Source organism: Homoserinimonas flava, assembly GCF_054969005.1.
The window spans coordinates 206,788-220,882 of the sequence record NZ_JBUEQS010000001.1; the positions used below are offsets into that span (position 1 = coordinate 206,788).

Annotated in this window: 12 protein-coding genes; 10 read left to right on the plus strand and 2 right to left on the minus strand. The window is 61.5% G+C overall.

The features are described 5' to 3' along the window. Positions 1 to 7: 7 nt before the first annotated feature. The 5 genes from ACY48M_RS00975 to ACY48M_RS00995 all read left to right on the plus strand — a co-directional run bounded on the left by ACY48M_RS00975 (position 8) and on the right by ACY48M_RS00995 (position 4,847). Entirely contained in the window at positions 8 to 844 is an 837-nt protein-coding gene (locus ACY48M_RS00975) for an ABC transporter permease (protein ID WP_462818374.1), read from the plus strand. Positions 845 to 849: 5 nt separating this feature from the next. Beyond that, positions 850 to 1,578 carry an ABC transporter ATP-binding protein gene (locus ACY48M_RS00980; protein WP_462818375.1) on the plus strand — a complete coding sequence of 243 codons (729 nt, stop codon included), beginning with the start codon at positions 850 to 852 and terminating at the stop codon, positions 1,576 to 1,578. A gap of 40 nt (positions 1,579 to 1,618) precedes the next feature. Further along, positions 1,619 to 2,230 carry a dTDP-4-dehydrorhamnose 3,5-epimerase family protein gene (locus ACY48M_RS00985; RefSeq protein ID WP_462818376.1) on the plus strand — a complete coding sequence of 204 codons (612 nt, stop codon included), beginning with the start codon at positions 1,619 to 1,621 and terminating at the stop codon, positions 2,228 to 2,230. Beyond that, entirely contained in the window at positions 2,230 to 3,102 is an 873-nt protein-coding gene (rfbA, locus tag ACY48M_RS00990) for a glucose-1-phosphate thymidylyltransferase RfbA (RefSeq protein ID WP_462818377.1), read from the plus strand. Before ACY48M_RS00985 ends, rfbA begins: the two co-directional genes overlap by 1 nt. A 107-nt stretch (positions 3,103 to 3,209) precedes the next feature. Next, positions 3,210 to 4,847 carry a hypothetical protein gene (locus tag ACY48M_RS00995; protein ID WP_462818378.1) on the plus strand — a complete coding sequence of 546 codons (1,638 nt, stop codon included), beginning with the start codon at positions 3,210 to 3,212 and terminating at the stop codon, positions 4,845 to 4,847. Here the strand turns inward: ACY48M_RS00995 and ACY48M_RS01000 are convergent. After that, on the minus strand, positions 4,844 to 6,346 hold the full coding sequence (locus tag ACY48M_RS01000) for a glycosyltransferase family 2 protein (protein WP_462818379.1): 1,503 nt from the start codon (positions 6,344 to 6,346) through the stop codon (positions 4,844 to 4,846). The genes ACY48M_RS00995 and ACY48M_RS01000 overlap by 4 nt on opposite strands. 86 nt (positions 6,347 to 6,432) lie before the next feature. On the opposite strand from ACY48M_RS01000, the gene ACY48M_RS01005 reads away from it, so the two are divergent. From ACY48M_RS01005 to ACY48M_RS01025, 5 genes are all read left to right on the plus strand, one after another. Then, a complete protein-coding gene (locus ACY48M_RS01005) occupies positions 6,433 to 7,791 on the plus strand; it encodes a glycosyltransferase (protein WP_462818380.1) in 1,359 nt (452 codons plus the stop codon). Positions 7,792 to 7,820: 29 nt separating this feature from the next. After that, the gene (locus ACY48M_RS01010; protein WP_462818381.1) at positions 7,821 to 9,140 is read left to right on the plus strand and encodes a glycosyltransferase family 4 protein; all 1,320 of its coding nucleotides are present in this window, start codon (positions 7,821 to 7,823) and stop codon (positions 9,138 to 9,140) included. A 110-nt stretch (positions 9,141 to 9,250) separates the two neighbouring features. After that, complete coding sequence (locus tag ACY48M_RS01015; protein WP_462818382.1) at positions 9,251 to 10,465, plus strand: O-antigen ligase family protein; 1,215 nt, start codon at positions 9,251 to 9,253, stop codon at positions 10,463 to 10,465. Between the two features lie 106 nt (positions 10,466 to 10,571). Beyond that, positions 10,572 to 11,843 (plus strand): nucleotide sugar dehydrogenase, encoded by a 1,272-nt coding sequence (locus tag ACY48M_RS01020; protein WP_462819229.1) that lies wholly within the window; start codon positions 10,572 to 10,574, stop codon positions 11,841 to 11,843. Positions 11,844 to 11,884: 41 nt separating this feature from the next. After that, positions 11,885 to 13,042, plus strand: a complete 1,158-nt coding sequence (locus ACY48M_RS01025) for an MATE family efflux transporter (RefSeq protein ID WP_462818383.1) — start codon at positions 11,885 to 11,887, stop codon at positions 13,040 to 13,042. On the opposite strand, the gene ACY48M_RS01030 is transcribed toward ACY48M_RS01025, so the two are convergent. Then, a complete protein-coding gene (locus ACY48M_RS01030) occupies positions 13,021 to 14,094 on the minus strand; it encodes a glycosyltransferase (RefSeq protein WP_462818384.1) in 1,074 nt (357 codons plus the stop codon). The two genes, ACY48M_RS01025 and ACY48M_RS01030, sit on opposite strands and share 22 nt — an antisense overlap. Position 14,095: the final 1 nt, after the last annotated feature.

Below are 14,095 nucleotides of genomic sequence, written 5' to 3' on the forward strand. Positions count from 1 at the left end.
GGGGAAGATGAACTATCTAAAGGAGATGCTCGCGTCACGCGAGCTGCTCGTCAACCTCACGATGCGCGAGGTGAAGGGCAAGTACAAGCGCACGGTGTTCGGCCAGCTGTGGTCGCTCGCCAACCCGCTCGCGCTCATGCTCATCTACACGTTCGTGTTCTCGTTCATCATCAGAATTGAGTTGGCACCCGGCGACCCGAGCGGGCTCAATGTCTTCGCCATCTGGTTGCTCTGCGGTCTGCTGCCGTGGATCTTCTTCGCCAACGTGCTGAATTCGGGCGTCACGTCACTCGTCTCCAACGCGGGTCTCATCCAGAAGGTCGCCTTCAGCAGGGTCGTGCTTCCGTTGTCTCAGGTCGCGTCGGCGGCCTACAACTGGCTGTTCGAGATCGTTGTGCTCGTCGTCGTGCTCAGCATCCTCGGCGCCTTCGTATTGCCGTGGCTCCCACTCGTGCTGGTCGCGATGGTGCTCCTGGCAGTGTTCGCAGCCGGGCTCGCCCTCATGCTGTCGATCGCGAATGTGTACTTCCGCGACACGCAGTGGTTCCTTTCGATCGTGCTGCAGCTCGGCATGTACCTGAGCCCCGTCATCTACCCGGTGACAATGGTGGCGAATGCTTCGGCTGGCGTCGGTGGAATCTGGGGTACCTCGGTGACGATCCTCGACCTCTATCATCTCAACCCCATGGTCCACTTCCTCGAACTGTTCCGTAACCTGCTCTATGACAACCGCTGGCCGGACCCGATGGCGTGGCTCATCTGTCTCGCGTGGGCGCTCGGGGCGCTCGTGATCGGCCTCTGGGTGTTCCGACGCAATGAGAAGAACCTGGCGGAGGCACTGTGAGTGACGTGGCGGTTCGGGTGGACCATGTGAGCAAGAGCTTTCGCATGTACCACGAGCGCAACCAGACGCTCAAAGCGGCGATCATGCGGGGGCGCACGTCGGTGCACGAAGACTTCTGGGCGCTGCAGGATGTCACGTTCGATGTGCCGCAGGGGTCGACCTTCGGGCTCATCGGCAGCAACGGCTCCGGCAAATCCACCCTGCTGAAGTGCCTCGCCAAGATCTACCACCCTAACAAGGGCGCGATCACGCATTACGGCAAGCTCGCCGCGATGCTCGAGGTCGGCTCCGGCTTTCACCACGAACTTTCCGGTCGCGAGAACATCTATCTCAACGGTTCCATTCTCGGCATGTCGCGCAAAGAGATTGAGGGCAAGTTCGACGAGATCGTCGCCTTCTCGGGTGTCGAGCAGTTCATCGATCAGCCGGTCAAGAACTACTCCTCCGGCATGTATGTGCGCCTTGGCTTTTCTATTGCGATCAACGTCAACCCCGACATCCTTGTCGTCGATGAGGTACTCGCGGTGGGCGATGCGGAGTTCCAGAAGAAGTGCTTCGACAAGTTCGCGGAGTTCAAGCGGGTCGGCAAGACCGTCATCCTGGTGAGCCATTCGATGGAGTCGGTGCGCTCGATGTGTGACCACGCCGCCTGGCTCAACAAGGGCGAACTCAAGGCGGTCGGCGGGGCCACCGAGACGATCGCCGCATACGAGGCATCCCTCAACCACGGCTAGCGGCCAGGGCGGCGCAGACGGCCCCCGCTAGGATCGTCTGGTGCAGATTCGCGAACTCTCGATCCCAGACTCCTACGAGATCACCCCGAAGCAGTTCGGCGACGACCGCGGGGTGTTCCTCGAGTGGTATCGCTTCGACCGGCTCGAAGAGGCGATCGGGCACCCCATCGACCTGCGTCAGGCGAACACTTCGGTGTCAAAGAAGGGTGTTGTTCGCGGCATCCATTTCGCCGATGTGCCGCGCGGCCAGGCGAAGTACGTGACGGCGACGCACGGCGCCGTGCTCGACTATGTCATCGACATCCGCGTGGGTTCGCCGACGTTCGGCCAGTGGGATTCGGTGCTGCTCGACGACAAGGACCGCCGCGCGATCTACATTGCAGAAGGTCTCGGCCACTGCTTCGTCTCGCTGACGGATGACGCGACCGTGAGCTATCTCGTCAGCGACGTGTTCAACCCCACCAAAGAGCACGGCATCAACCCGCTCGACGAGCAGGTCGCCCTCGTGTTCCCGCCCGAGGCGGGGGAGCCGTTGCTCTCTCCCAAAGACACGGATGCCCCTACTCTTGCCGAGGCGGCCGAGCAGGGTTTGCTGCCCCGGTTTGATGACATCCGTCGCTTCTACGACTCGCTCAACACCAAGGACAACTGATGCGCGGAATCATTCTCGCCGGCGGCTCTGGCACACGGCTGTGGCCCATCACCAAGGGCATCTCGAAGCAGCTCATGCCGATCTTCGACAAGCCGATGATCTACTACCCGCTCTCGACGCTCATGATGGCGGGCATCAACGAGATCCTCATCATCACCACCCCCGAATACAACGCGCAGTTCAAGGCGTTGCTGGGGGATGGGAGCGACCTTGGCATCCGTCTGGAGTATGCGGTGCAGCCGTCGCCTGATGGGCTCGCGCAGGCGTTCATCATCGGCGAGGAGTTCATCGGCGACGAGAGCGTCGCGCTCGTGCTCGGCGACAACATCTTTCACGGCGCCGGTCTCGGCTCATCGCTGCGCACGCACGGTGAGGTCGACGGCGGGCTCATCTTCGCGTATCACGTGTCGAACCCCACCTCGTATGGTGTGGTCGAGTTCGATGACGAGATGCGGGCCGTCTCGATCGAGGAAAAGCCAACGAAGCCCAAGAGCAACTACGCGGTGCCCGGGCTCTACTTTTATGACAACGACGTCATCGAAATCGCGAAGTCGATCGAGCCGAGTGAGCGGGGCGAGCTCGAGATCTCGACCGTCAACGAGCGCTACCTCGAGGCCGGAACGCTGCAGGTGCAGGTGCTCGACCGCGGCACCGCCTGGCTCGACACCGGAACGTTCGAATCAATGATGCAGGCCTCCGAATACGTTCGGGTCATTGAGGACCGCCAGGGCTTCAAAATCGGATGCATCGAAGAGATCGCCTGGCGTGCGGGATGGATCGACGGCTCGCAGTTGAGGGCCCTCGCCACGCCGCTCGTGAAGAGCGGGTATGGCACGTATCTGCTTGGGTTGCTTGCCGCAGCTGAGGATTGACCACGAAGATTCTGCTTTGCCTTCCGCGACATCGGTGAGGCCCTCAGTTACTCTGACTTGAGTGCTCTGGGTGGGCACGGTTGGGGTGTGTTGGTGTGCGTCGTGTTTTGAATCGTCTTCGTGTTCGTCTGATCGCAGCGTCGGTCGCGATCGGCATTGTCGCAACGGGTCTGGTTGTCGGGGGTGCTGCGGAACCTGCCGAAGCGGCGAGTGTGCCTTTTGACCCCGGATACATCATCAGCGACGCGAACTTCTACAACGGCGCTGCGATGACGGAGGCGGAGATTCAGGCCTTCCTCGTGTCGCAGGGAAGCGTGCTCGCAACATACCGCTCCAGCGTCGCCGATCGTGCGGCACGGCCATCAACGGACATCCCAGGTCACACGTATTGCAACGCCTTTCAGGGTGGGAGCTCGCTGCTCGCTTCGACGATCATCTACCGGGCGCAGGTGGCGTGCGGTGTCTCTGCAAAGGTGATACTCGTCACGCTGCAGAAGGAGCGCACGCTCATCACCAAGACGACCGCGCAGGCCATACCCAACGACTTTCTTGTGGCGATGGGCTACGGATGCCCCGACACGGCGCCGTGCAACGAGCTCTACTACGGCTTCGGGAATCAGGTCTACATGGCCTCCCTGCAGTTCAAGTTCTATCAGCGCGCAGAGAATGGCTTCAACTATCAGCCGGGTGTGCGTTTCATCCAGTACAGCCCCACAGCGTCGTGCGGGGGCTCCAACGTCAACATTGTGAACTGGGCAACCGCCGCGCTCTACAACTACACCCCATACCAGCCGAATGCTGCGGCCCTCGCAGCGTACCCGGGCGCGGCCGCCGGCGGATGTGGTGCCTACGGCAACCGAAACTTCGCAAACTTCTACACGGAATGGTTTGGGAGTCCGACCGGGCCGATCAACCCTGTCGGAAACCTTGAGAGTGTGAGTTCTCCGGCGCCGCAGCGAGTTCGCATCGCTGGATGGGCCTTTGACGCGAACACACAGGATTCAATCCGACTCCACATATACGTGAACGGCGCGTTCTCGACGTCTGTTCTCGCTAATGTTGCTCGAGGCGATATCAACCGCACATACCCGAGTCAGACCGGAAACTATGGCTTCGACAGCACTATTGCTGTTGGAAGCGGTCGACAATCAATTTGCGTGTATGCCATCAACGACGGCGCCGGGCAAAACACTTCGCTCGGATGTCGCACCGTTACTGTGGCGGTCACCCCTGTTGTCGAGCCTGCGGCGACCGACTTGGGTGCGGTCTACCGCTTCTGGAGTGACACCTATAACGGCCACTTCTACACTCGAAGCGTCGCCGAACGTAACAAGCTCATCACGCAGTATCCAGATCATGTATGGCGCTACGAAGCCGTCTCTTTCGGCGCATTCGGGTCTCAAGTCGCAGGGACGGTGCCCGTGTATCGCTTCTGGAGCGCTACATATAACGGGCACTTCTACACGACGAGTGCGGCTGAACGAGACAAGGTAATCGCGCAGTATGACGACTCAGTGTGGCGGTACGAGAATGTCGCCTTCTACGTCTACCCGTCTTCTGCGACAGAACCGGGCCTGCGAGTCATGGCGCGCTTCTGGAGCCCGACGTACCTTCACCACTTCTACACTGCGGACGCTGCTGAGGCCGAAAAGGTGCGCACACAGTATCCGAGCAACATCTGGACTTATGAAGGCTCCGTGTTCAAGGTGCCGACTGCGGTGCCCGCAGCCGCATCCATGCCCTAGCCGCGAGAGTTTCGGCGAATTATGTCCCGCACGGGCAATGTGATCGCGCTCAGCCCGCGCGCGAGCCGGTAGGCGGCACTCGTGCCGATGCTTCGGAGTTGCGTAGCCGCTGCAATGTGGCTTCTGTGCTCTTCTTCCCAGAGCAGGGCCACATCGCGGACGGCTCGGTCTCGGATGTCCAGTGCCGCGGCATCAACGAGTGCATCAACCGACTCGCTGACTGCGTCCCAGAATGTCGAACTCGACTGCGCAGACACGGTTCGCCCCGTGTGCTCCAGTGCGAGCCGGGTGATGTAATCCTGGCCCGGCTCGGCGCTTCGTCGCGACCAATAGGGTGTCGGGGTCGGTTGGTGCTCGGCGATCGCCCATCGGAGACAGTACCTATTGAGCGTGAGGAGGGCTTCTGGAGCTGTTATAGGACCGATCGCTACGCCTAGATCGAACAGCTCGCTGATCTCGGAACGCTCGAGGGTTCGATGCCCGAGCTTGCGAAGCTCGTCTTCCTGCCCGGGAGGCGTGCCGAGGAGCGTAATTTCGGAGGGCTGGCTCGCCTCCGGATGCTCGGTGAGCGCCTGGAGTATCGGGGTCACCGCCTCCTCGTTGCCGTCGCTGAGGTCGATGAGAATCTTCTTCGGCAACTCAGGGGAGCGCTGCACGATTAGATCGGCGAACCGGTCGAGCGCTGCGTAGTCATTCTGAATGAACGTGACGACGCTGCTGGGGTAGAACGGGTACCGCTGGTGAAGAATGGCAGCGTTCGTTGCTTCGAGACTCGCGCGCTGCTCACTGCCGAAGCTCGTGCTTCCGACGTGAAACACGAAGGCATGATTGGCAATGATCGATGAGTAGCCCTCGGCGTTGATCCTCAAGCAAAAGTCGTTCTCTTCGTTGTATCCCTTGCCGAATACTTCATCAAACAATCCGAAGCGATCGATTAGCGACCGTCGGATGAGAAAGCAGAAGCCAACGGCGACGGGAGCGATATAGAACCTCGGCAGTTCGCTGCTGATCGCGGTAAACACCTCGAACGCTCGATTGGCGTCTCGCTCGGCGTGGTCCCTGCGGTGGAAGGGGATCGACGCGATCGTTGCGTCGTTGCTGCGCGGGCACGCTACGCCATGCTCGGGCGACGAGAGCAGCACATCCCGAAGCTCCTCGAGCGCGCCAGCGGTGACTTTGGTGTCGCTATTGAGCAGCAGGATGTGGTTACCGCTCGTATCCAGCTCAAGTGCGGCGCGGTTGCAGGTCTTTACGAACCCGAGATTCTCGGGGTTCCGCTCGTATCGAAAGTTCGGGCGGTTGAAGATCAGGCCGCGAATGCCGGCTTCAAGAGCGTCGGCCTCTGGGCCGCAGTCGTTCACGATCAAAATGTCGAAGACGGCGGGATCGGCGTGGTCGATCAGGGACTGCACGCAGTCCTTCAGCGATGGCCAGTGCCCGTAGATGGGCACGACGACAGTGACGCGGTGTGATGAAGAGGAGGGGCGGGTGTCGCTCACGCGGCGTAGTTTCCTTACGGTCGACGGTGCTCACGAGCCTACCGGCGGCGGTGCCGGTGAGGCGTTGTTCTGTCTAGTCTTAGGGGGTGAGAGTCCTCGTTTTTTCGCACAGCTCCGCAGTGGACAACCTCGGCGGCGCCGAACGATCCCTCGTCAACTTTCTCGATGCGTGGGGAGAGAGTGCACCCGGGCTCGAGCTGTTCGTGATCTCGCGTGCTCCCGAAGGGCACCTCCAACCCGAACTGGATCGGCGCGGTATTCCGTGGATGAACCTGACGTTCCACTCCTTGGTGCGCCACAGACGGGCCACGCGTCCCGATGAGATCTACAGTTCTGCGCGCGATGACTTCGTGGCAGTACGAGCCATAGAGCGCTTCATTGTGGAGTTCAACGCCGATCTCGTGTTGACAAACACGATCGTGGCGCCCTGGGCGGCCATCGCGGCGAAACTGGCAGGCGTACCTCACGTCTGGTTTGCGCGGGAGTTCGGCGACGGGCACGAGTTCCAGATTCCCAAGGAGCACGTCTTCGAGGACATCGGAATACTCTCAGATCGGGTCGTGACCAACTCAGAGGCACTCCGCGATTACCTCTCGACGTGGATCAGTCCGGACAAGATCAGCGTGCTCTACCCGCGGCTGGAGGTTCCAGCGACGCCGGCACGCTCGGGAATTTGGCCGTTCATCGCTGACGACGAGGTGGATGCCTTGCGCCTTGTCTGCGTGGGTCGGATAGCCGAGTCGAAGGGGCAGGCACGGGTGGTGCGCGCAGTTGCAGCACTCAAAGCTGACGGCGTTCGCGTCGAGCTGGCCCTGGTCGGCTCTGCCGCTCCCACGGATCTCCGGCACATCGAAAGTCTGATCGACCAGCTAGGGGTGCGTGATCGTGTCGCGCTCACGGGGGAGAGGCCCGACCCTGGGGCTTACATAGCGTCGGCACATGCAGGAGTCGTGGCATCCGACAGCGAGGGTTTCGGACGTGTAACGGTCGAGTACATGGCAGGTGCCCGGCCGGTAATCGGCGCCGCAACGGGTGCCACGGTCGAGCTCGTGGAGGACGGAGTCAGCGGGTTGCTCTTTGCTCCCGGAGACGTTCTGTCGCTCACGGAAGCGATACGAACGTATGCGGCAGACAGGAACTTGGCGACGGCACACGGAGTCGCCGCGGAACAGGCACTGCGAAACGACATTGTCGGGAGGCACACGTTGGAGCGGTTGGTCCCTCTTCTCAGGGAGACGGCCGCGGATGGGTCACAGCCGTTGGAGAAGCTTCCCAACATCTACAGGTCATGGATGACCCTGCCCGCCACAGTCGTCGAGTTGCTCACGACATCCGGCTCCATGGTGGATCCCCGCACCTCTCGGACCTGGAAGGTCGGCGATATCGCGCTCTCACTCCCGCGCAAGCTCGCCTCGCTACTGCCAGGAAACGGGGCGCGCTCGTGAAGGTAATGCTCGTCTCGCATAGCTCCGCAGTGAACAATTTCGGTGGCGCCGAACTGACGCTCTTGCAGATCATCGACCATTGGCGCGCACTCCGCCCCGATGTGGAGTTCTTGGTTGTCGCCCGCACTCCTGAGGGTTTGATGCAGCCAGAGTTCGAGAGTCGCGGGTTGGAGCATCGCGCAATCGATTTCGACTCGTGGGTGCTGCCACTCGTGAGAGAACGCCCGATAGACGTCATCATGACCGCACGCATGGACTCACACGCAGTTAGCCAGATGGCGCAGTGGATGCGAGAGTTCCAGCCTGATTTGGTGGTGACAAACACGATCGTGTCGCCATGGGCGGCGATCGCTGCCCGGCTCGAGGGTGTTCCGCACGCGTGGATGGTGCATGAGTTCGGCGACCTCGACCACGGCCTGGGATTCAGGATCGGGCGAGCCGAGACATTCGAGGACATCGATCTTTTGTCGGATGTCGTTGTCGCCAACTCAGAGACGGTGCGTGACCACATCGCACAGTGGGTAAGCCCAGGTAAGTTGGCGATCGCCTATCCAGCCATGGATCTCGTCAGAGCACGAGAACTGGCGGAGCAAACTCCTACGTCGCCCGTCAGGACTGACGGCGAGCTCAACACGGTGATGGTCGGCCGCCTGTACGAGACGAAGGGCCAGTGGCGGTTGCTGCGCGCAATCGCCCAGCTGAAGACGGAGGGACTCCGTGTCACTGCGACGCTCGTGGGGCGCGCAGACGCGGACGACGCTGCGGAAATCCACGGGCTCATCGACATGCTTGATATCGCAGACCTGGTCACGCTCGTTGACGAGACTCGCAATCCGTTTGCCTACGGTGCCGCGGCCGATGTCGCAGTCATGGCCTCAACAGCCGAAGCATTCGGGCGAGTGACGGTGGAGTATCTCGCGCTGGGCACCCCAGTCATAGCCGCACGGTCGGGCGCGAACCCTGAACTTGTCATGGAGGGGGAGACCGGCTGGCTCTTCAACCCCGACGACATCGGCGACCTGGCCGGCGCACTGCGGGAGGCCGCACGCAATCCGGCTGAGGTTGCACGCCGGGGGACGGCGGCGAGGGCCTCCGTGGACGAGCACCTGGCCAACGCCTACCCGATGAGCGAGATCGTCAAGCGCTTCGAGGAGGTCAGCTCTAAAGGGCCGCAACGGATGGCCCGACTGCCTCACGTCACCAGGGAATGGCTCGAACTGCCGCAGTTCGTGGAGAGCTTCCTCAGCGACATGAACGCGATCCGTACCGCCGCCCATGCTTCGACAACATGGCGTGTGGGACGGCTGTTGACAGCTCCACTCCGCATCGCTTCCCGCTGGCGCACCTGACCAATCCGGCTTCGCGTATGCTTCCTCTGATGTCCTCTCCCCCCGGCCCTCGCGAGCACTCGTCTTCGACAGGGTTCAGCCACGGGCGGTGGGCCAACCATGACTGGCTGGTGACCGCAGTCGCGGCATTGGGGCTCGTTGTGTTGACGCCCCTGTCAGCCGTGGCCACGATGTACTCCGGGCTGGAGGCGTCATTCGGTCTTCTGGTGCTCGCCGCGCTGGTAGCGATGAGACGAATGTCTGCATCGCGATCGGTTCCGGTGCCGACAGCGCTTGCTGCACTGCTGCTGCTGATGGTCGCATCCACCCTGTGGAGTTCTGCCTCAGTCTTCACGCTTAGGGATTCCCTGGCCCATGTAGCGCTCGCAATTGCGGCGTGGCTGCTCGTTCGCCATGGCTCCCCACGGGACATCGGCGTCGGGATTGTGGGAGCTGGCGTGCTCATACTCCTGGCATCGGTGGTCTTTTGGCTCGTCGATCCTCTGCATGCCCTGCAGTGGAGCTCAAAGGCCCTGGAAGGCGTGTACTCCAACCGAAACCAGCTCGGGTTCACGATGCTACTGTGCATCCCCGCGACCGCGCTTCTGCCGCTGACCGGTGTACGGGGAAGCATTATCAGGTGGATTTTCGTGGGGGTGTTCGTTGGGGCGATCGTTGCGAGTCAGTCACGCACCAGCCTCATCTCCGCAGCCGCGGCGATTGGTCTCTGGATACTGATCATCTTGGTGAGAAAGTCTGCCTGGTTCGCCCTCCTGTTCGGGGCCCTCGCTCTGGTGGCTGTCACCGCGGCGGCAGTGAACTGGTCGGCGGTGCTGAACTTCCTAGGCAAGGACGCGACATTGAACGGACGCACCCCGGTCTGGAGCGCGGTGTGGGACCTGGTCAAGGAGAGCCCTCTAGTGGGATTCGGATTCCTAAGGGAGTGGCCAGGTGGCTCTGCACAGAGCGTTGCAGTCGCCGAGCAGTTGGGCGGGCTGCAGATGATTCATGCCCACAACGAAATCCTGAGTTGGTGGTCTGGCGTCGGTGTCATCGGCCTGGTTCTTGCCCTGACGCTGTATGTCTTCGCCTATCGAGCGGGGCTCTCGCTGTTGCGCGGTGGACTGGGTCCGGTCGGTATCTGGGTAATCTTGGCGATGGTGGTACTGAACGCCAACGGACTGACTTCCACAAGTGAGACCAAGCCCCAGGGCTGGTTCGTCTTCGCCCTTGTCCTGTTTGTCAGCGCGAGATACTTGACTGAGCATTCAACCCGTCCTATCTCCCGCTTAGATCTCCTGGGGCGTCGCCCTGTCAGCCCCGGTGCAGTGCCGGTCAGGGATTGACCGTGTTTTTGCGAGTCTGCACCGCTGACTAAGCTTTAGATGTTCACGGAACATCGCGCTATTTGATCGAGCGACTCCACCAATCGAACTGAGGATGAGCAAGAGTATGCATTTGCGAGCTGACGGCAGAGTTGTCGTGATCGGTCAAGGATATGTTGGACTTCCCGTTGCGATGCGCGCCGTCGAACAAGGCTTTCACGTGGTGGGAATCGACCTGGACGAGCCGCGGGTGGCCAGTCTGACGGCGGGAACCTCGTACGTCGGAGACGTTGCTGACGAGCGCCTACAGGATGCGCTGGCATCGGGGCGCTATAACGCGACGACAGAGTACGACAGCGCCGCCGGCTTCGACGTCGCAGTCATCACAGTTCCTACACCGCTCCGCGAGAGTCTCCCGGACCTTACATTCATCGAGGACTCGGCCCGCTCGCTCGCACCGCACCTGCGCAAGGGCGCCACAGTCGTCCTTGAATCCACCACCTACCCCGGAACCACGGAGGAACTCCTCGTGCCCATCCTCGAAGAAGGGTCGGGCCTTCAGGCTGGGGCAGATTTTCACGTCGGGTACAGTCCAGAACGTATTGACCCGGGCAATGAGACATGGGGTTTTGTGGAGACCCCGAAAGTGGTTTCGGGCATCGACGCGGACTCGCTTGAGGCAGTGCGAAGTTTCTATGATGCACTCGTGGACACCACGGTGCCTGTCAGCTCTCCCAAGGAAGCAGAGCTCACGAAGCTGCTGGAGAATACCTTCCGTCATGTGAATATCGCGCTCGTGAACGAACTCGCGATCTTCGCCCACCAGCTTGGCGTCAATGTCTGGGAATCGATCGAGGCCGCCAGCACGAAACCTTTCGGCTTCATGAAATTCACTCCGGGTCCCGGTGTGGGGGGCCACTGCCTTCCCGTGGACCCCAGCTACCTCTCTTGGCAGGTGCGCCGCAAGCTCGGTCAGAACTTCCGATTCGTCGAACTTGCGAATGACGTCAACGACCACATGCCTGACTATGTCGTGCAGCGACTTATGCTTGTTCTCAACAAGCGAGGCAAGGCGATTAATGGGTCGCGCGTGGTCCTTGTGGGACTCGCTTACAAGAAGAACACGGGAGATATCCGCGAATCGCCGTCACTCCGAATAATTGAAATCTTGCGGGAGTATGGAGCGGTCGTCGTCGGTGTGGATGCTCATATCGAAGATGCTCGCTGGCCGACGGGAGTCAGCCGGGCAGACCTTTCAACCGAGACGTTGGAGAACGCGGACGCCGTCGTGCTCATCACCGATCACGACGACATGGACCTCAGGCTCATCGAGCAGACTGCGGTCGATGTCCTCGATACCAAGAACAGGCTGACAGGTTCGCATATTGAGCGACTCTGAGTCGCCCGCGCGAGGCTCCCGGGAGCCTTGACGTGAAGACGATGCTGCCTAGTCTGGCGAACGCCGCTCACGTCTTGGCGATCCAGGTCATTGCGCTGGTAACCCTCGCCCCCGCCCAGTTCGGCGCATTCTCCATCCAGTACCTGCTTTTCGCACTCGCTTCGTCCCTCGCACTGTCGCTCATTAGCGAAGCGTGGATTCGCGTGGATCTGAGCGGCGCCGAACGCTCCAGTTGGCGTGAGTATTCTTCCGTGTCCCTCTATCTCGCGATCGCGGCCGGAGTGGTCACCTTTGTCGTCTCCCTGGCGATAGAGCCACTTCGGAGCGTCGCGGGTGTGGGCGCGATTGCCGTTGCTGCTGCGAGCTATAGGGGGTCTGCGAGGTACCACGCAGTTCGAGTGGGTGCGCGCGGCGTGCTCGTGGGTGACGCGGCAGGTTTCACCGTTGCAATCGTCCTGTGGCTGGCGTGGTTTGCCGCAGGGGGCAGGGATCTTTTCATGATCACCACGGTCTGGGCGGCGGCTGCCATTGCATCCACACTGTTCACTCCCGCTCCACGGCTCATGGTCCCGTCGTCGGTCTCTCACTGGCTGCAGCGACATTGGACGCACACGCGCGTGCTTCTGAGCGACTCCCTACTGTCGAACGTCAGCTCGGTCGGCACGCCATACGTGCTCGCCCCCATGCTTGGCTTGAGCAACTTCGGCATCTATCGTGCTGTATCCAATGTCGCGGCGCCAGTCCGATTGATGCTCACGCCGCTGGCGCCGCAGCTCGCAGGCAAATCATTGGCCTGGCACCGTGAGCGGCGACAGATCGCGATCATGCTGGCCGGCAGCGTGGCCTTCGGCGTGCTCGCCTATCTTGCGCTGCTCCTAATCGGTGCCGTGGACCTAAACCTGGGGGCGCTGTCAGCTCTCGTGCCGTTTGCGCTTCCGACAGGCGTGTTCGTTGCCGCAAACTTCGTCGGACACTATCTCTCCATCGTCGCGCGCGCCCATCTGCGCGGCAGGCCGCTCATTGTGGGGAGAACGGTCCATGCACTGCTGGGAACGGTACTTCCGATCGTCGGTGCCATCCTGACGGGGCTCCCTGGCGCCATCTGGGGATTAACGGCGAGCATCGTGATAGCCGGTGCCATGTGGATGGTCTTGGTGCTTCGGCCGCCACGCGGTGCTCAGGCCCCCATGAGGTCCTGATAAAGAGCGAGGTGTGCGGTCGCCGAACGGGAGATCGAGTACTCTGCACCCACAGAGATGGCGCGACCTGCGAACGACTCGTAGTCAGCTTCCGAGTCCCGAAGTCGCGCAATCGCAGCTGACGCATTCTGGGCGGCGTCGCCATCACGGGGATACAGCAGACCAGTCTCGTCGTGTCGCACGACCTCGTTCAGTCCTTCCACATCCGGGCCGATGACGGGGCACCCTCGCGCCATGGCTTCAGCCGCGACCAGGCCGAAACCTTCGTATCTGGACGTACTGAGGAGCACATGGTGAGTGTCGAGCAGGTCCACGACGTCGGAGCGCCTGCCTAACAGTTGCACGCGCGAGTGCAGGCCTGCGGCAGTCACCTGCTGACCGAGTGACTCCCGTTCCGGCCCGTCTCCGACGATGGTGAGCTCAACGCCATCGGTTGCGGCAACTGCCGCTATCGCCTCGCTGAAGTTCTTTCTCTCATCAAGGGAACCGATGGCAATCAGACGAAGTGGACTATCTCCTCGAGGCAGCATCGCCACTGGTGGGCGAAAGAACTCGCTTCCTATCCCGTTGAGGACCGTCTCCACGTCGACGGTGACTCGGAGATCGGCCAGATAAGTGCGCAAGCTCTCCGTTACACCCCCGCTGATTCCGATGAGTCTGGTATACCGCCTGTATGCCCACTTCTCGAGTGGTCTGAAGGCACGGCTGCCTCGGCGGCGATTATGCGTGCTGTGCTCCGTGTAGACCAGTGGCTGGGCAAGGTTGGCGGCTGCCACGTAGTAGAGACTGGGGAAGAGGTGAGCATGGACCACGTCATAGCCGCGCGTCGCGGCGCGGAGGCGCGAGATGGCGCGCGGGTCGCGCGCTGAGTCACCCAATTCAGTCACGCGGATGCCAAGGGAATGAGCCCTCTCTCGGGGCACGCCGGGGGAGCCAGCGAATGTCACGATGTCTGACTGCGCGCCTTCGGCACCGAGGGCGTGTGAGAGATTTACGACGAGGCTCTCGGCCCCACCGGTGCCAAGAGTCGGGATCACATGGCAGACGCGCATG